We start from the raw sequence: 15,551 nt of genomic DNA on the forward strand, positions 1-15,551 counted from the left end.
AGCCTCCTTCCCTATGATCAGACGATGCGCCTCACCAGCGCGTCCACCGCCACCACGCCCTTTCCCTCCGGGCGCAGGATGATGGGATTGATGTCCAGTTCCAGCAAGCTCTCCGCCTCGGACAGGGCGAAACGCTGGAGGCTCTCTAGAGCGTCCAGCAGCGCCTCCCGGTCGGCGGGCGGCTTGCCCCGGAAGCCTTTCAAGAGCGGCGCCAGCTTCAAGCTATCCAGGGCCTGCGCCATGTCCTCGCGGCTCGCGGGCATCATCAGAAGCTGGCTGTCGGCCAGCAGTTCGACCAGGACGCCCCCGGAACCAACCAGAAGGCAGAGCCCCAGCACCTCGTCCCGCTGAACGCCCGCGATCACCTCGCAGAGCCCGTCGGTGACCATGCGCTCGACCAGGAGCGCCCGGCCCAGCGGCGCCAGCGCCTCGGCGGCCTCGGCAACCTGATCCGCGTTGGCGAGGCCCAGGCGCACCGCGCCCTGTTCGCTCTTGTGCGCAAGGTCCGGACCGGTCGCCTTGACCACGACGGGGTAGCCCAGGCCTTCGGCGATGGCCACGGCCTCACCGGGCGTCGCCGCCAACCCGCCTTCGGGAAGCGGCAGGCCGTGAAGGCCGAGAAGACGTTTGGCCTCCCACTCGTCCAGGGCGCGGGCGCTTCCGGGCCGCAGGGTAACAGGGGCGCCAATCTCCGGCGCGGGCCGCCGCCAAGCATCGGCGATGTCAGCGGCGGCTTCGGCGGCCAGCAGCGCCTCGGAGATGCCGAGAAGACCGGCCACGCCCTCCTCCGCCAGCGCCTCGATCTCGGCCTCCGGCAGGCATTCCGGCAGGCTCGCCACCACCGCCGCGCGTGCGGTCTCCTCCCGCGCTGCGGTGCTGAAGGCCAGCCGGGTCCGCCGCCAGGCGGAAGAATCGCAGCGATCCTCTCTCGGATAGTCCAGGACCAGCAGGTTCAGATCGAAGCCGCCGGACATCATGGCCCGGAAGGTGGCGGTCATCCTCGGAACGTCGTCCCAGATGAAGGTGTGGTAGTCCAGCGGGTTGCCGAGCGCCACCAGTTCGCCCAGCTCCGCGCCCAGGCGTTCGCGCTGCGGCTCTGCGAGCGGCGGGTAGGTCAGGCGCCGCCCCTCCAGGCTATCGGCCATGAGGGAGGCCTCACCGCCCGAACAACTGAGCGCGGAAAGCGCCCGGCCCGGAAGCGGGCCGTGCAGATGCAGCAGCTTCAAGCATTCCAGAAAGGCCGGGATCGTCGGCAGTTGAGGGACGCCCAGGCGCGTCAGGAAGGCGTCCATGGCCGCCGCCCCGCCGGCCAAAGAGGCCGTGTGGCTGAAGGCGAGCCGGGAACCCGCTTCGCTGCGCCCGGTCTTGAGCGCCACCACCGGCACGCCGCGTTTGCGCGCCGCCGCCACGGCCCTGGCAAAACGCTCAGGGTTGCCGATGCCTTCGATGTGCAGGCCGATCGCCGTGATGCGCGGGTCCGCCGCCAGTGCCGCGGTCATGGCGGAAAGGCCGATCTGCGCCTGATTCCCGAGCGCGGCCACGAAGGCGAGCGGCAGGCCCCGGCGGTTCATGGTGAAGTTGATCCCCATGTTGCCGGACTGGGAGAGGATGGCGACGCCGCGCTCCACCGGCTTGCCGCCGTGCTGGTCGGGCCAGAGCGCCGCCCCCTCCATGTAGTTCACCAGGCCATAGCAGTTGGGCCCGAGGATCGGCATGTCGCCCGCCGCCGCCAGCAGGTCGCGGTTGAGCCCCTCGCCCGCTCCGCCGCTCTCCATGAAGCCGGAAGCGTAGCAGACCGCGCCCCCGGCACCGCGCGCCTTCAGGGCGGCGACCACCTCGACCGTGCGGTGGCGGTTGACGGCGACGAAAGCCGCGTCCGGCGCCTCGGGCAGGTCCTCCACGGAACGGTAACAGGCCAGGCCCTCGATCTCCGCGCGCAGCGGATTGACGGCGTAGAGCTGGCCGCCATAGCCCATGCGGCGGCTTTGGCGAATCACCTCGGCCGCCTCGTTGCCGCCGATGACCGCAAGGGAACGGGGTCTTAGAAGCCGGTCGAGATCGGGCGGGGAGCCCTCCATGGCCTTCCCCCGTCCCTCAGGCGCCGCGCGGACGCAGCAGGTCGCGACCGATGATGTGGCGTTGGATTTCGCTGGTACCGTCCCAGATGCGCTCGACCCGCGCGTCGCGCCAGAAGCGCTCGATGGGCAGCTCGTCCATGAGGCCCATGCCACCGTAGATCTGCAACGTCTCATCGGTCACGCGGGCCAGCATCTCGCTGGCGTAGAGCTTCGCCTGGGCGATCTGCCGATCGGCCTCCAGGCCCTGATCGAGACGCCAGGCGGCCGAGAGCATCAGCCAGTCCGCCGCGTCGATCTCCGTCGCCATGTCGGCGAGCTTGAAGGACACGCCCTGGAACTTCCCGATCGGCTGGCCGAACTGCTTGCGCTCGGCGGCCCAGTCGACCGCCAGATCGAAGCAGCGCCGGGCCCGCCCGACGCACATGGCCGCGACCGTGATGCGCGTGGCGAAGAGCCAGGTGTTCATGACCTCGAAGCCGCCGTGCAGCTCCCCCAGGATCTGATCCTTGGAGAGACGGCAGTCGTCGAAGTTCAGGATCGAGTTGTGGTAGCCCCTGTGGGAGACGGAGTTGTAGCCCGGCCTGATCTCGAAACCCGGCGTGTCCCGGTCCACCAGGAAGCAGGTGATCTTCTTCTTTGGACCGCGCGCCGTCTCTTCCTCGCCGGTCGCCAGGAAGACGATCACGAAGTCCGCCAAATCCGCATGACTGATGAAGTGCTTGGTGCCGTTGACGACGAAGTCATCGCCATCGGCCTTGGCGAAACACTTCATGCCCCGAACGTCCGATCCGGCCGCCGGTTCGGTCATGGCCAGCGCGTCCATCTTCTCGCCCCGCACGGCGGGCAGCAGGTAGCGCTCGACTTGATCGCCCTCGCAGGCGCAAAGGATGTTGGAGGGGCGGCCCCACCAGACCGAGAGCGCCATGGAGGTGCGCCCCAGCTCGCGCTCCAGAAGCGCGAAGGTCAGGTGGTCGAGCCCGCCGCCGCCGTGTTCCTCGGGGATGTTGGGCGCGTAAAAGCCGATCTCCTGGACCTTGCGCTTGATCTCCTCGCCCAGCTCGCGCGGGCAGGCGCCCAGCCGCTCGACCTCCGCCTCGCGGGGATAGAGTTCCTTTTCGCAGAAGCCGCGGACGGTATCGACCACCATCTGCTGTTCTTCGCTGAGCCCGAAATCCATCGCTCCTATTCCTTTCCGGCGGACCGGTAGGCCTTGACCAGCGCGCCAGCGCCCCAGTCGTTGGCCTCCAGCGCCTTCATGATGTCGACGAGGTTGTTGTCCCGGATCTGCTCCAGCTCCCGGAAGGACTTGCCCCCGGCCTGCGCCTCGCTCTGCGTGGCGATGGTCTCGACCAGCTCATCGGTCATCTCCGGGACGTCCATCAGCTTCGTCCAGGGCCACTTCAGGCAGGGACCGAACTGGGCCATGAAGTGGCGCATCCCGGCCTCGCCGCCCGCGATGTTGAAGACCTGGAAGGTGCCCATCTGCGCCCAGCGCAGACCGCAGCCGTAGCGGATCGCGTCATCCACCTCCTCGGTGGTGGCGACGCCGTCCTTGACCAGCCAGAGCGCCTCGCGCCAGAGCGCCTCCATCAGGCGGTCGGCGATGAAGGCCTCGATCTCCTTCCTGACCACCAGCGGCTTCATGCCGAGGGAGGCGTAGAGAGCGGCCGCGCGCTCAATGGCCGCCGCCGCCGTCTTCTCCCCACCCACCAGCTCGACCAGCGGCAGCAGATAAACCGGGTTGAAGGGATGACCGACCAGAAGACGCTCGGGCGTTTTCATCTCCGCCTGAAGGTCGCTGGGCTTGATGCCGGAGGTGGAGGAGGCGATGGGCACGTCCGCCGCCAGGCTCTCCTCAAGTTCGGCGTAGACCTTCTGCTTCATGTCCAGCCGCTCGGGCACCGATTCCTGCACGAAGCCCGCGCCTTCAGCCGCCGCGCCCAGCGACTTGGTAAGCGTGAGCGTGCCCTCTTCGGGACGCCCTTCGGGAAAGAGGCGGTCCAGCGCGCGGCGGGCGTTGGTCAGGATCTCCGAGATCTTCCGCTCGGCCTCGGGGTCCGGGTCGAAGAGCGCCACGTCATGGCCGCTCAGCAGGAAACGCGCGGCCCAGCCGCCGCCGATGACCCCGCCGCCGACAAGGGCGGCCTTCATGGGCTTGGTCATGGCTTTCCTCTCCCCTTAGCCCTGTTTCTTCAGTTTCAGCTTGGCGCGCACCTCTTCGGGGCTCAGCAGCTTGACGTTCATGGCCTCCAGGATGGTCCGCGCACGCTCCACCAGTTGACCGTTGGTGGCCAACACGCCGCGCTCCAGGTAGATGTTGTCCTCCAGTCCGACGCGCACGTTGCCGCCCGCCGCCGCCATCAGCCCGACGTAGGGAAGCTGGCTGCGCCCGATGGAAAAACCGGAGAAGACCGCGCCCTTGGGCACGCGGTTCACCAGCGCCATCAGGGTGTTGGGATCGTCCGGCGCGCCATAGGGGATGCCCATGCAGAGCTGGATCAGGACGGGATCGTCGAGCACGCCCTCTTTGATCATGTCCTCGACCATGACCATGTGGCCGAAATCGAAGACCTCCAGTTCGGGCCGCACGCCCAGTTCCTGGACCCGTTTGGCCATGGTCATGAGCTGGGCCGGGGTGTTGCACATGACGTAGTCGCCGCCCGCCGCGAAGTTCATGGAGCCGCAGTCCAGCGTGCAGATCTCCGGCAGGCATTGCTCGACATGGGCCAGACGCTCCAGCGGGCCCGCGATGTCGGTTCCCGCCTCGTCCAGCGGCAGGGGCTTCTCACCCTTGCCGAAGACCAGATCGCCGCCCATGCCGGAAGTCAGGTTCACGACCACGTCGGTGTCGCTGTCGCGCACCCGGTCCACCACCTCCTTGAACAGCTTGGGATCGCGGCTGCCCTTGCCGGTCTCGGGATCGCGCACATGGATATGGGCGACAGCCGCGCCCGCCTGGGCCGCCTCGATCGCCGCGGCGGCGATCTCCTTGGGCGTGACCGGGACCTTGTCGCTCTTGCCGGTGGTGTCGCCCGCGCCGGTCACGGCGCAGGTGATGAAAACCTCTTGGTTCATGGGGCATCGCCTCCCTGTTGATAACGCGCTCTAAGCGAAGCATTAACTGGATTGGCGCCGCTTGATATTGCAATAATGGACGATGATGTTGCGGAATCGGCTAACCCATTTCCATCAGGCGCTGCCGCGCGAGGGCAGCGTACAGGCGGCCATCCTGCTGGCGCCGGGCTTTTCGAACCTGACTCTGGCCTCGATCATGGAGCCCTTGCGCGCGGCGGGCCGGCTGGCGGGCCGCAGGCTCTACGAGCTTCTCCTGGTGTCTGAAGACGGCGGGCCGGTGACCAGCAGCAGCGGCCTGGAGATCGCCGTGGGCGCGGGCCTTTCGGAACTAAAGGCCCCACCGTTTCTCTTCCTGGTCTCCTCCTTCCAGGCCGAGGATTTCTGCAGGCCGGAGCCGCTGCGCCAACTTCGCCGTCTCGCCGCTGAGGGCAGCCTCATGGCCGGGCTGGAGTCCGGCGCCTACATCCTGGCGCGCGCTGGTCTGCTCGAAGGCTACCGCGCGACCTTTCATTGGGAGGACTACGAAAGTCTGAGGGCGCGCTTTCCGGCCGTGGAACTGGTCGAGGACCGCTATGTCGTGGACCGTGACCGGGCGACCACGGGCGGGGCCATCCCGACCCTCGACTTCGCCATCAGCCTGCTGCGCCGTCAGCAGGGATTCGGCTTGGCGCTGGAGGTCGCCTCGACCCTGATCTACGAGCAGGAGTCCTCCCCGCGCGACGCCCAGCGCGCAATCTCGCTCGGGCGGCTCAAGTGGGCGGAGCCGAAGATCGCCGCCGCCGTCGATCTGATGGAGGGCCACCTTGAGGAAGTCCTGGCGATCAAGGAGATCGCGCAGCGCGTGGGATTGAGCGAACGGGCCCTGCACCGGGACTTCACGCGGGTCCTAGGCTCCTCTCCCAGCCGCTTCTATCAGTGGGCGCGGCTGAACGCGGCGCGCCGCCTCTTGCTTCAGACCGATCTGCCGATTCCGGAGGTGGCCTTGGCCTGCGGGTTTCAGGATCGCAGCGCCTTCTCCCGCGCTTTCAAGAGCCGCTTTGGGGAAGCACCGGGCGTGCTCCGACGCCTCTAGACTCTAAGAAGGTCTGTCCACGGCGATCTCAAGGTTCCGCAAGAGACCGTCGCGCAGCCCATAGATCAGCCCATGAATCACGACATTCTTACCCGATTCCCAGGCCTTCAGAACGATGGGCGAATGGGCGAGGTTGTGGACCTGCCGTTGCACGTTCAGTTCGCAAAGCCGGTCGAGGCGCGCCTGTTCGCTCTCAATGCCGTCGAGCTCTTCGTGGTGATCGGCGATTGTGTCCTGAAGCGGGCCCAGCCAGTGCTCCGATATACCGGTCGCCGAGTGGGTCATGGCGGCGCGCACGCCTGAGCAGCCATAGTGGCCGCACAGCACGACCTTCGAGATGTTCAGCTCGTTGATCGCGAAGTGCAGCACCGCCGAGCAGTTCAGATCGACCGTATGGACGAGGTTGGCGATGTTGCGATGAACGAAGACCTCGCCGGGGTCGAGCCCGACAATCTCGTTGGCTGGAACGCGGCTGTCGGAACAGCCGATCCAGAGGTATTCCGGGTGCTGCTGATGGCTCAAACGCTCAAAGAACGTCGGGTCCCGTTCGGAAACGCGGGACGACCATATCTTATTGTTTTCCAGTAGCTTTTTTACCATCGCGCCGCGCTTGCCCCCTATTCAGTTACCCGGTCGAGGTTTCCGAAAGCTAAGGCAAGCCGGCGTTCAGAGCAATATTGCCGGGCGTAAAGGCTTCTTTAGGAGCTTCTGGCTATTCTCCCTTGAAACAAGGGCAATCAAACGCAGCACGTGGGTTGAGAGAAGAGCAGCATGAGCCTTAAGCGCAATCCCTTTGCCTTGATCATGGGCGCCGCCGTCAGCGCCTGCGGCGGTATCGTCGTCCATTCCCTGGCCGGTCTCGCCATTGTGAAATCAGGCGGACTCGGCCTCTTGCTTGGAGCGGGCGCCGCCTTGCTCTACCAGCGCCGCCAACAGGTCAAGGAGGATATCTGGGAAGGCGAAGAGGGGTCCGGCGGCAAGTCCGGAAACACCTTGTAAGCCCCTCCGCGGCTCCCCTACCACTCGCCGGTGTTGGGCATGGAGGCCCAGGGCTCCTGCTGGGGCAGGCTGTCGCCACGCTGCAGCAGCTCGATGGAGATGTTGTCAGGCGAGCGCACGAAGGCCATGCGCCCGTCGCGCGGCGGCCGGTTGATGGTGACGCCCGAATCCATCAGGCGCTGGCAGGTCTCGTAGATATTCTCCACGCGGTAGGCCAGGTGCCCGAAGTTCCGGCCGCCCGAATACTCCTCGGGGTCCCAGTTGTAGGTCAGCTCGATGGCCGGGGCCTCTTCCTTCTTCACCTTTTCGACATCCTCGGGCGCTGCGAGGAAGATCAGCGTGAAGCGGCCCTTGTCGTTGTCGTAGCGCCGCACTTCCTCAAGCCCCAGCTTGTTGCAGAAGAAGTCCAGCGATTCATCGATATCGGAAACCCGGATCATGGTGTGGAGATATTGCATGGTGACCTGCCGTCGCCTCCTCGTTTTCTAAGCGTTCGCGTCGCCTTGATCTGTAAGGCGTAAACTATTGGGTAATCGGCCGGTAGCGGGCCAGAAGGGTCCCATCGGCTGCGTAAAGAACCAGCGCGCCCTCCTCGACGTCATAGCGCGCGGCACGGGAAAGGACCGCCAAATAGCCCTCCTCCAGTTCCATGGCCGGACCGATACAGGCTTTACGGGTGGAGGCCAGATTACCGAAGGTGATCCTCTCTTCGCCCACGGCGACGCCGCCGACGAAGTTGTTGCAGCCGCCGCTGCCGCTGACCGAAGTATTGGAGGAAAAGGCGAGCGTGGCCCGCTGGTCCTCAGCGACCGCCTCCCCTGAAAGGTTGATCAACCGCCATTCGCTGCCTTCCAGCGGATTCGCCGCTGGCTGACCGCCACTCTGCGAGGTGCAGGCGGCAAGCATCACAAGGCCGGCGAGGCTGATCAGCGGTTTCATAAGCGGTCTTCCCTCTTGCACGGACGATAACCTTCAATCCGTAAGGTAAGAGCCCTGGCCGCTGGCGCAAGGCTTCGCTTGAGCTTTGCACGCGGAACGCCAACTTACTTGGAAGAAACAATCGTGAGGTGGTCGCATGATCGAGAGGCGCAGGGCGCGGTTCTTGGCGGTGTTCGGGCTCCTGCTCGCTCTGGCGCTTCCCGGCACAGCGCGCGCCAGCGGAGAGGAGGCACCCTTCCTGCTGATCCTCGAAGGCTCGCCCGCCGTCAAGTTCGTGATGATCTGCGATGTCATCGACGGTTCCGCGCGCGAGCAGGTCCGGCGCCGCAATCTACTGGCCCACAGTTACCGCTTCGCGGTGGACGCCATCGACTGCCGCATCACCCTGCTGGACGATCACGGGCGCCTGGAGGTTTATCTCTACGAGGGCGAGCGTCTCATCGCCGCCGAGGACTCCATCGCCACCCGCGCGGCGATCGGGGTGCGGAGCGGCGGCCCCTGGGGACCGCCCGCCGCCTGGCGCGACATCTCAGGTCGCCGGGTCAGGTAGCGCGGACCTAGAGGTCGGAGGGCCAGGTGTCGTTGACGCGGTAGCCGCCGGGCCAGGGGTCCTCCGGGTCCAGCAGAAGAGTCCGCAGGCCGGAGATATAGGCCCGCCCGCCGATCGAGGGGCGGATGGCGGGCGTCCCGGCGAGGTCCACTTCTTCTTCGATCCGGCAGTTGAAGCGCGAGCCGATGATGGAAATCCCGGTGAAGCTCTGTCCCCGTTTCAAGAGCCCGCGCGCATGAAGCAGCGCCATGCGGGCCGAACAGCCCGTGCCGGTCGGCGAGCGGTCGATCTTGCCGGGCCGGATCGCCACGGCCCCGCGTGATTCGAGTCCCTCGCCGGTCTTTTCGAGAGGACCGGCGAAAAGGCAGAAGGAGATGTGACGCCACTCCTCCAGCGTCGGATGGGAAAAGCCAAGCTGCTGGTTGGCCGCCTGGGTGATCCGCGCGCCCAGCGCCGCCAGGTCGCGGGCGTCCTCGGGCTCCAAGCTCAGGCCCAGGGCCCCGGCGTCCACGACCACGAAGGAGTCACCGCCGAACGCGGTATCGACCGTGAGGCTGCCCAGCCCCTCGACCTCCAGCGTGGCATCCAGCTTCTGGGCGAAGGAGGGCAGGTTGGTGACCCTCATCTCCTCGACCCGGCCGTCGCGGCAGCGTGCCCTCGCCTCAACGAGGCCGCCCGGTGCTTCCAGCAGGAGCCGCGTTTCCGGCTCCGTCATCTCGAGGATCCCGGTCTCCAGAAGCACGGTCGCGACGCAGATCGAATTGGAACCCGACATGGGCGGAGTGTCGGCCGGCTCCATGATGATGAAGGCCGCATCGGCCCCGGGCTGCTTGGGCGGCACCAGCAGGTTCACGTGGCGGAAGACCCCGCCGCGGGGTTCGTTGAGCACGAAGTTACGAAGAGTGCCGTCATTGGCGATCCAGCGGGACTGCTCCCAAATCGTATCGCCGGGCGGCGGGCGGACACCGCCGACGATGACGTCTCCGACCTCCCCCTCGGCGTGGCATTCGACGATCCTGATGGACTTGCTGCTCCGCATGACCAGCAGCAAAGCCGAAAAGTAGGCGGCGGGCAATCGCCAAAGAGAGCGCAAGCCGCTAGCATGGCGTTCTCGCGCAGAGGCTTCCTAAAGACTGCCCCCGAAAGACTGCCCCCGAAAGAAAGCACCCTGGTGATCCGCGCCGCTCTGAACCGTATGCCGACAAGCTTGAACTGCGTCGCCTTCGCCGCCGCCGGGGGCACGCTCGCCTTCCTGGCGGGCATTCCGGCTCCCTGGCTTTCGGGCGGCATGATCATGGTCGCGCTGGTTGCCCTCGGCGGCGTCAAGGTGCAGCTCGATAACCGATTGCGCGATACGACCTTCGTGGTGATCGGCTATTCGATGGGGGCCGGGATCAGCCCGGAGACCATCGACAAGATCCTGCTCTGGCCCTTCAGCCTCGTGCTGCTGCTGGCCTGCGTCGGCGGCACCTCGGTGCTGCTCACGGTGATCTTCAAGCGCGGCTTCGGCTGGGACACGGCGACCGCCGCCTTCTCGTCCATCCCGGGCGCCTTTTCCTACCTGATGGCCGTGGCGGCGGAGAGCGAGGCGAAGCTGGGCCGCATCGCCGTGGCGCAGGTCTCCCGCCTCGTGGTGCTGACCGCCTTGCTGCCCAGCCTCGTCTCCCTTCTGCCGGGCGAGACGGCGGCGCCCAACGTCGCCCCCTTCGGCGAGAACGAGGCGCCGCTCTGGGACCTGACCTGGAGCCTCGGCGTGACGGCCCTGGTGGCGCTGGTGGCGCGGCTGTTGAAGCTGCCAGCCGGCGCCCTGCTCGGCAGCCTGCTGGCCAGCCTTACGCTGCACGGAACCGGGCTCAGCGAGGCCAGCATGCCCTATGCGGTGCTGGTGGTCGGCTTCGTCGTCACCGGCGGCTTCGTGGGCTCGAAGGTCGAGGGCATGACGCTGCGGCAGATCCTGGGCGATGTGAGAGCGGGACTGCTGACCGTCTGCGTCGCCCTGGCGCTGTCGGCGCTCTTCGCCTGGGCGGGCGCGGAGCTGCTCGGCTTGCCGCTCGCTCTGCTCTGGCTTTCCTATGCGCCGGGCGGGCTTGAGGTGATGGTGATCCTGGCGCTGGCGCTGGGGCTCGATCCCGCCTTCGTCGGCGTGCACCACGTGGTGCGCTACATCGCCCTGGCGCTGCTCGTGCCCATCGTGCTGCGCCGCTTCCTCGGCAAGACCGGTTAGAGGGTCTTCGCCAGCGCGCGCAGCATCTCCTCGACCGACCGGCAGGGCTGCGCGCCAAGGCTCTTCAACTCCCCCGTCACGTCGACCGGCAAGGCTGAGTTGCTGTCCGCCGGAATCTGGTTGAGCTTGCCGCCGATGAAGACGGGCAGATCGAGCCCGGCGCGTTCCAGTTCGCGCCGCACGGCGGAGAGGTAGTCCAGCGCGACACCGTTGTAGGTGCTGATCGCGATCGCGGCGGACCCGCTTTCGCGCGCCGCCGCCACCAGCCTGGCGGGCTCGGCGTGCACCCCGGCGTCCAGGGTGGCGACACCGGCTTCCTGCAAGGCGCGCTCCACCAGCAGCTTGCCGTACTCATGGACGTCGCTGGAGGCCACGGTCACGGTCAGCCCCGCCGCCGCCAGACGCGCGCGCTCCTCCTCCCCGAGGGCGGCGGCGACAGCGCCTGCGCGGAGATTGAGCTCGGCGACGGGGCTGGCCTCGACCAGCGGGCGGCGGCCACGCGGGCCGGTCTCGTCCGGCTCGCCCGGCCCGAAGAGTTCCTCCAGCCGCTTGGCCCCGATGCGCCGCAGTGCCAACAGCAGTTTGAAGGGATCGTCCCGGGGCACGCCCGCGGCCTCCAAGCCATCCAGCACCGCCGCGCAGAAGCGCTCGCCGCCCGCGGTCAACTTGTCGGCCAAGGTGTCCGCTTCGCCAAGCGCGATCAGCGGAAGCTGCTCGGCCACCCGCTCGGTAAGGGCGGCGGCGTAGAGCTGCGCGTCCACCACCTCGTCGATGTCCGGAATGCGCTCGGCCTCGCTGACCGGGATGGGCGTGACGGCGTGGCCGCTCGGCAGCAGCATCTGGGCGGCGATATCTATGGAGAGGTAGGAGCCCAGCCTCGCGTAGTTCATCGCCTGGGGCACGGCCTCCCGGTAGAGCGTGGTGTTGCCATAGACCATGCTGCCGGGGCGTCCCTCCCGGTCCTTGGCGAGCGCGCGTTGGAAGGCGAGCCGGGTCAGAGGATCGCTGAAGGTGTGGCCGTAGCAGTGGCCCATCGTCCCGCCGATCAACTCCTCGACGATGTAGCGCTCCAGCAGGACCGCGCCAAAGGCGCAGGCGAGATCGGTGAAGAGCGCGGCAAAACCGTCGTCGAGGTTGGAGTGGATCAGCACCGGCACGGGCTGGGCGGCGGCCAGGGCCAGGGCGGTCACGCTCGCCTTGGTGGTCTCCAGGTCCTCGGGCCAGTCGGGCAGGCGGAAGGTGAAGTATTGGCCCAGGTTGCCGATGGAGGTGGCCCCGGCAGCGAGCGCCGCCTTGGTGTTCTCCAGCGCGGCGGGCAGGCCGATCACGAAGTCGCCGAAGTGCGGGGCCACCGGGCCGCAGGCGGTCAGGCCAGCGAAGTCCTCCGCGCGCTCCAGGATCAGTCCGGTCCCCTTGCCCCGCTTGGCCCGCTCAGCCGAGGGGTAGCCCATGGACCAGTCCAGGCAGATGCCGTAGCGGTCCACGCGCCCGCCCTGCTTCTCGACGCTGCCGGCGATCTCACGCCAGGCTTCACGGCTGCGCGCGGGATCGCGGTAGCCGATCTGGGCATGCTGCATGATGCGGCCCTCGGCGGCCGCCTTGAGCTTGTACTCGATCTCCGAGGAGACGCCCTGTTCCACCAGAAAGGGGCAAGAGCCGACCCGGTGCTCACCCGCCAGCCGCCGGCCTTCCTCCAGCAACTCCTTGCCGGAGGGCAGGTCCTCCTCGCCGAGCGGATTGCCGAGCAGCATCTCCCGGCCGCTCAATGGCCGCGCGAGAAGTCGTTGCGGCCGCTTCGGTCCTGGCCGCGCAGCAGGAACAGCGGGCGGCTGGAATAGCCATGGCGCGAGCCCGCGTCCTCGGTCGCCTGCCCGCCTCCGTGGTTGTAGTAGCAGTGGCCCGGCATGTAGCGCAGCACCAGACCCATGCGCCGCTTGTCGGAGCTGTTGGGCTGGGAACCGTGCACCATGTAGACGTCGTGGATGGAGATCTGGCCGGGCTCCAGAACGATGTCGGTGGCCTGGGAGAGATCCACCTGATCCTCGTCGATCACCTGAGCCAGTGTCTGGTCGGGCTTCTCCTCCCAGTGGTGTTTGAAAACCCGGCGCTCCCGATGGCTGCCGGGGATCATCTTCATGCAGCCGTTCTCGGGATAGGACCCGTCCAGCGAGATCCAGATGGTCGTGGTTTCCAGGGGTTCGATGGGATAGTAGTCGCCGTCCTGATGCCAGGGGGTCGCCTTGCCGACGCCCGCGGGCTTGCCGAAGATCGTGACGCCCCAGAGGATGATGTCCGGACCCATCAGCTGCTCGAGCATATCCAGCAACTCCGGATCGCGCGCGAACTCCAGCCATGCCGGGTCGCCCTTCACGCCATAGCCGCTGGTCATGTGGGGCCCCAGGATGAAATCGGGCGAGAAGTCGGGATCGCCGCTGTGCGCGGCCAGCAGACGCTCGTAGGCCTCTCGGATGCGGCCCAGCTTCTCCTCCGAGAGGCGGAAGTTGGGAATCAGGTAGCCCTCTTGCCGATAGCGTTCGATCTCTTCTGGGCTGAGCGGCATTGGCGGCGTCTCCTGCGGCTGGCTGGGGTCCCGGGCAACCTCGCAATGATAACAAGCCGCCGGGATGGGGAAAGCCCCTGTCATTTCCTCGGGCGACAGGCGCGGAATCGCAGCCCGGTTGCTTGCCCTCTGGGCCTTGCTCGCTCAGGCGTTAAATGCGTCCATATGTTGATGTTCCTTTTGCTTACCTCTCCAAAAAGGCTATGCTTCCCCACGCTTAAAACGGGAGAAACCAAGGGCTCTGGCAAGCAACTCCCATGAACCCTGAAGACCCGAGAACCCTGGGGGAGAGATGACGGACGAATCCAAGAAGGACGGCGCCAAGAGCGCGGGCAAGTCCAGCCGCGCGGCCAAAGGCGCCCGCAAGCCAGCGGCCAAGTCCGCCAAGGCCAGCACCGCCGCGGGCGAAAAGACCGAGGCCAAGCCGACGCCGACCAGCGCGGACTCCAGGGTCACCGAATCCGAAACGCAACCCGCTTACGAAGCCGCACCCGGCCAATCCGAGGTCTACCAGGGCGCGCCTCAGGGGCAGGCTGAGGCTCCGCCGCAGTCGGAGGGCCGGCAAGAAGGCCTGCAGCAGGAGGGCCAGCAGCAGGAGCCTGTGGTCTATTCCGCTTCCGACGGGCTGGCGGGTTTCCTGGCGCAGCGCAATCTCTCCTTCGGCTTTACCTCCTATCAGTCCGGCCGGCTCTACCTCGTGGGACGCAATCCCAATGGCGGCATCATGGTGAACGAGCGGATGTTCCGGCAGGCCATGGGCCTGCATGCCGACCGCCAACGCCTCTATCTCGCCACTCTCTTCCAGATTTTCCGCATGGAGAACGTACTGGGACCCGACCAGCGGGTGAACAATACCTTCGACGCCTGCTACGTGCCGCGCACGATTCAGGTGACCGGGCACCTGCACAGCCACGACATCGGCATCTGCTCTGACGGCGCGATCGTCTTCGTGAACACCAAGTTCTCCTGTCTCGCCATGCCGTCGGTCAGCCATTCCTTCCGGCCGGTCTGGAAGCCGCCCTTCATCTCGAAGCTGGCGCCGGAAGACCGCTGCCACCTAAACGGCCTCGCCATGGAGGATGGCCAACCGGCCTATGTGACCGCGATCAGCCGCTCGGACACAATCGACGGCTGGCGCGACCGGCGCGACAAGGGCGGGGTCCTGATCGACGTGCGCAGCAACCGCATCCTCGTGGACGATCTCTCGATGCCGCACTCGCCCAGGGTGCGCAACGGCAAGGTCTGGCTGCTGAACTCCGGCAAGGGCGAATTGGGCTTCGTGGACCCGGCGGAGGAGACGCCAAAGTTCCATCCGGTCGCCTTCTGCCCCGGCTTCGCGCGCGGGCTTTCCTTTTTCGGGGACTACGCCTTCGTCGGCCTCTCCAAGCCGCGCTACAAGCGCTTTGAAGGCTTGGAGCTGGACCAGCGTCTTGCGGAAAAGGACACCGACCCCTGGTGCGGCATCCAGGTCATCAACCTGAAGAGCGGCGACGTGGCGCAGTGGTTCCGGCTCGACGGCCCCATCGGCGAGCTCTACGACGTCGCCTGCATCGAGGGTGTGCAGACCCCCATGTCGCTCGGGTTCCATTCCGAGGAGATCGTGAACTTCATCACGCACGAGCCGCTCGCCCAGGCTGGCTGACGCCAAACTCTGCGTCGTCAACGGCCCGGCCCGTAGGCTCAAGCCCAAACACGCAAAAAAGCCCCGCTCCCGGTCAGGAAGCGGGGCTTTTCCTGTTCCTCGCGGTTACCAGCTGAAGCGCAGGCCGCCGTTGACGGTGCTGTAGCCAGAGGTGTTGACCTGAAGCGCGTCGTCTCCACTGAGGGTCCCGATGCCGCTCTCGTTCGTGAGAGTCACCGTGACGTTGCCGCCCCTTGCCGAGGCGCTGCCGTCGTAGCTCTTGGCAAAGGCGCCCCGCTTCAGGTTGAGGGCATCGTTGTAGACGCCCTTGATCACGCTGTTGTCCAGGCTGACCGTGGTCGCCTGGCTCTCAGCGGTGGCGTTGACGCCAGAGGCCAGGGCCGAGCCGTAGAAATAGGTGCGGTAGTAAGCA

16 protein-coding genes are annotated in these 15,551 nt (G+C 66.8%); 5 read left to right on the forward strand and 11 right to left on the reverse strand.

Features of this window, described 5'->3' with window-relative positions:
- Positions 1–17 precede the first annotated feature (17 nt).
- The 4 genes from P8X75_00600 to P8X75_00615 are packed head-to-tail and all read right to left on the reverse strand — an operon-like array spanning position 18 to position 5,153.
- Positions 18–2,078, reverse strand: a complete 2,061-nt coding sequence (locus tag P8X75_00600; GenBank protein MEJ1993696.1) for an acetate--CoA ligase family protein — start codon at positions 2,076–2,078, stop codon at positions 18–20.
- Between the two features lie 16 nt (positions 2,079–2,094).
- Positions 2,095–3,255, reverse strand: coding sequence for an acyl-CoA dehydrogenase family protein (locus tag P8X75_00605; protein MEJ1993697.1), 1,161 nt, complete (start codon positions 3,253–3,255; stop codon positions 2,095–2,097).
- Between the two features lie 5 nt (positions 3,256–3,260).
- On the reverse strand, positions 3,261–4,241 hold the full coding sequence (locus P8X75_00610) for a 3-hydroxyacyl-CoA dehydrogenase NAD-binding domain-containing protein (protein ID MEJ1993698.1): 981 nt from the start codon (positions 4,239–4,241) through the stop codon (positions 3,261–3,263).
- 15 nt (positions 4,242–4,256) lie between these two features.
- A complete protein-coding gene (locus P8X75_00615) occupies positions 4,257–5,153 on the reverse strand; it encodes a 3-keto-5-aminohexanoate cleavage protein (protein MEJ1993699.1) in 897 nt (298 codons plus the stop codon).
- Positions 5,154–5,235: 82 nt separating this feature from the next.
- Here P8X75_00615 and P8X75_00620 point away from each other — a divergent pair, with 82 nt between their 5' ends.
- Entirely contained in the window at positions 5,236–6,225 is a 990-nt protein-coding gene (locus P8X75_00620; GenBank protein MEJ1993700.1) for a GlxA family transcriptional regulator, read from the forward strand.
- 3 nt (positions 6,226–6,228) lie between these two features.
- Here P8X75_00620 and P8X75_00625 read toward each other — a convergent pair whose 3' ends face one another.
- On the reverse strand, positions 6,229–6,825 hold the full coding sequence (locus P8X75_00625) for a carbonic anhydrase (GenBank protein ID MEJ1993701.1): 597 nt from the start codon (positions 6,823–6,825) through the stop codon (positions 6,229–6,231).
- Between the two features lie 171 nt (positions 6,826–6,996).
- Between P8X75_00625 and P8X75_00630 the strand changes: the two genes are divergently transcribed.
- Positions 6,997–7,224, forward strand: a complete 228-nt coding sequence (locus tag P8X75_00630) for a hypothetical protein (protein ID MEJ1993702.1) — start codon at positions 6,997–6,999, stop codon at positions 7,222–7,224.
- A 17-nt stretch (positions 7,225–7,241) separates the two neighbouring features.
- Here P8X75_00630 and P8X75_00635 read toward each other — a convergent pair whose 3' ends face one another.
- Together P8X75_00635 and P8X75_00640 are read right to left on the reverse strand one after the other, a co-directional pair.
- Complete coding sequence (locus tag P8X75_00635; protein MEJ1993703.1) at positions 7,242–7,682, reverse strand: VOC family protein; 441 nt, start codon at positions 7,680–7,682, stop codon at positions 7,242–7,244.
- 64 nt (positions 7,683–7,746) lie between these two features.
- Positions 7,747–8,163, reverse strand: a complete 417-nt coding sequence (locus P8X75_00640; GenBank protein MEJ1993704.1) for an META domain-containing protein — start codon at positions 8,161–8,163, stop codon at positions 7,747–7,749.
- A gap of 136 nt (positions 8,164–8,299) precedes the next feature.
- Between P8X75_00640 and P8X75_00645 the strand changes: the two genes are divergently transcribed.
- Positions 8,300–8,713, forward strand: coding sequence for a hypothetical protein (locus tag P8X75_00645; protein MEJ1993705.1), 414 nt, complete (start codon positions 8,300–8,302; stop codon positions 8,711–8,713).
- A gap of 7 nt (positions 8,714–8,720) precedes the next feature.
- On the opposite strand, the gene P8X75_00650 is transcribed toward P8X75_00645, so the two are convergent.
- Positions 8,721–9,752 carry a proline racemase family protein gene (locus tag P8X75_00650; protein ID MEJ1993706.1) on the reverse strand — a complete coding sequence of 344 codons (1,032 nt, stop codon included), beginning with the start codon at positions 9,750–9,752 and terminating at the stop codon, positions 8,721–8,723.
- A gap of 132 nt (positions 9,753–9,884) precedes the next feature.
- Between P8X75_00650 and P8X75_00655 the strand changes: the two genes are divergently transcribed.
- The gene (locus P8X75_00655) at positions 9,885–10,937 is read left to right on the forward strand and encodes an AbrB family transcriptional regulator (GenBank protein MEJ1993707.1); all 1,053 of its coding nucleotides are present in this window, start codon (positions 9,885–9,887) and stop codon (positions 10,935–10,937) included.
- On the opposite strand, the gene P8X75_00660 is transcribed toward P8X75_00655, so the two are convergent.
- Both P8X75_00660 and P8X75_00665 read right to left on the reverse strand, forming a co-directional pair.
- Positions 10,934–12,688 carry a cobalamin-dependent protein gene (locus tag P8X75_00660; GenBank protein MEJ1993708.1) on the reverse strand — a complete coding sequence of 585 codons (1,755 nt, stop codon included), beginning with the start codon at positions 12,686–12,688 and terminating at the stop codon, positions 10,934–10,936. The two genes, P8X75_00655 and P8X75_00660, sit on opposite strands and share 4 nt — an antisense overlap.
- Positions 12,689–12,699: 11 nt before the next feature.
- Positions 12,700–13,497 carry a phytanoyl-CoA dioxygenase family protein gene (locus tag P8X75_00665; GenBank protein ID MEJ1993709.1) on the reverse strand — a complete coding sequence of 266 codons (798 nt, stop codon included), beginning with the start codon at positions 13,495–13,497 and terminating at the stop codon, positions 12,700–12,702.
- Between the two features lie 292 nt (positions 13,498–13,789).
- On the opposite strand from P8X75_00665, the gene P8X75_00670 reads away from it, so the two are divergent.
- Positions 13,790–15,139, forward strand: coding sequence for a TIGR03032 family protein (locus P8X75_00670; protein MEJ1993710.1), 1,350 nt, complete (start codon positions 13,790–13,792; stop codon positions 15,137–15,139).
- A 105-nt stretch (positions 15,140–15,244) separates the two neighbouring features.
- Here the strand turns inward: P8X75_00670 and P8X75_00675 are convergent.
- Positions 15,245–15,551 (reverse strand): hypothetical protein (locus P8X75_00675; protein ID MEJ1993711.1); only part of this gene is annotated, 307 nt, incomplete at its 5' end.

This window comes from Limibacillus sp., from assembly GCA_037379885.1.
Lineage (GTDB): Bacteria > Pseudomonadota > Alphaproteobacteria > Kiloniellales > CECT-8803 > JARRJC01.

What these genes read in the sequence shown, in the direction of transcription:
- P8X75_00600 (MEJ1993696.1), bottom strand. Translation starts at nt 2,078, where the DNA reads ATGGAGGGCTCCCCGCCCGATCTCGACCGGCTTCTAAGACCCCGTTCC.
- P8X75_00605 (MEJ1993697.1), bottom strand. Translation starts at nt 3,255, where the DNA reads ATGGATTTCGGGCTCAGCGAAGAACAGCAGATGGTGGTCGATACCGTC.
- P8X75_00610 (MEJ1993698.1), bottom strand. Translation starts at nt 4,241, where the DNA reads ATGACCAAGCCCATGAAGGCCGCCCTTGTCGGCGGCGGGGTCATCGGC.
- P8X75_00615 (MEJ1993699.1), bottom strand. Translation starts at nt 5,153, where the DNA reads ATGAACCAAGAGGTTTTCATCACCTGCGCCGTGACCGGCGCGGGCGAC.
- P8X75_00620 (MEJ1993700.1), top strand. Translation starts at nt 5,236, where the DNA reads ATGATGTTGCGGAATCGGCTAACCCATTTCCATCAGGCGCTGCCGCGC.
- P8X75_00625 (MEJ1993701.1), bottom strand. Translation starts at nt 6,825, where the DNA reads ATGGTAAAAAAGCTACTGGAAAACAATAAGATATGGTCGTCCCGCGTT.
- P8X75_00630 (MEJ1993702.1), top strand. Translation starts at nt 6,997, where the DNA reads ATGAGCCTTAAGCGCAATCCCTTTGCCTTGATCATGGGCGCCGCCGTC.
- P8X75_00635 (MEJ1993703.1), bottom strand. Translation starts at nt 7,682, where the DNA reads ATGCAATATCTCCACACCATGATCCGGGTTTCCGATATCGATGAATCG.
- P8X75_00640 (MEJ1993704.1), bottom strand. Translation starts at nt 8,163, where the DNA reads ATGAAACCGCTGATCAGCCTCGCCGGCCTTGTGATGCTTGCCGCCTGC.
- P8X75_00645 (MEJ1993705.1), top strand. Translation starts at nt 8,300, where the DNA reads ATGATCGAGAGGCGCAGGGCGCGGTTCTTGGCGGTGTTCGGGCTCCTG.
- P8X75_00650 (MEJ1993706.1), bottom strand. Translation starts at nt 9,752, where the DNA reads ATGCGGAGCAGCAAGTCCATCAGGATCGTCGAATGCCACGCCGAGGGG.
- P8X75_00660 (MEJ1993708.1), bottom strand. Translation starts at nt 12,688, where the DNA reads ATGCTGCTCGGCAATCCGCTCGGCGAGGAGGACCTGCCCTCCGGCAAG.
- P8X75_00665 (MEJ1993709.1), bottom strand. Translation starts at nt 13,497, where the DNA reads ATGCCGCTCAGCCCAGAAGAGATCGAACGCTATCGGCAAGAGGGCTAC.
- P8X75_00670 (MEJ1993710.1), top strand. Translation starts at nt 13,790, where the DNA reads ATGACGGACGAATCCAAGAAGGACGGCGCCAAGAGCGCGGGCAAGTCC.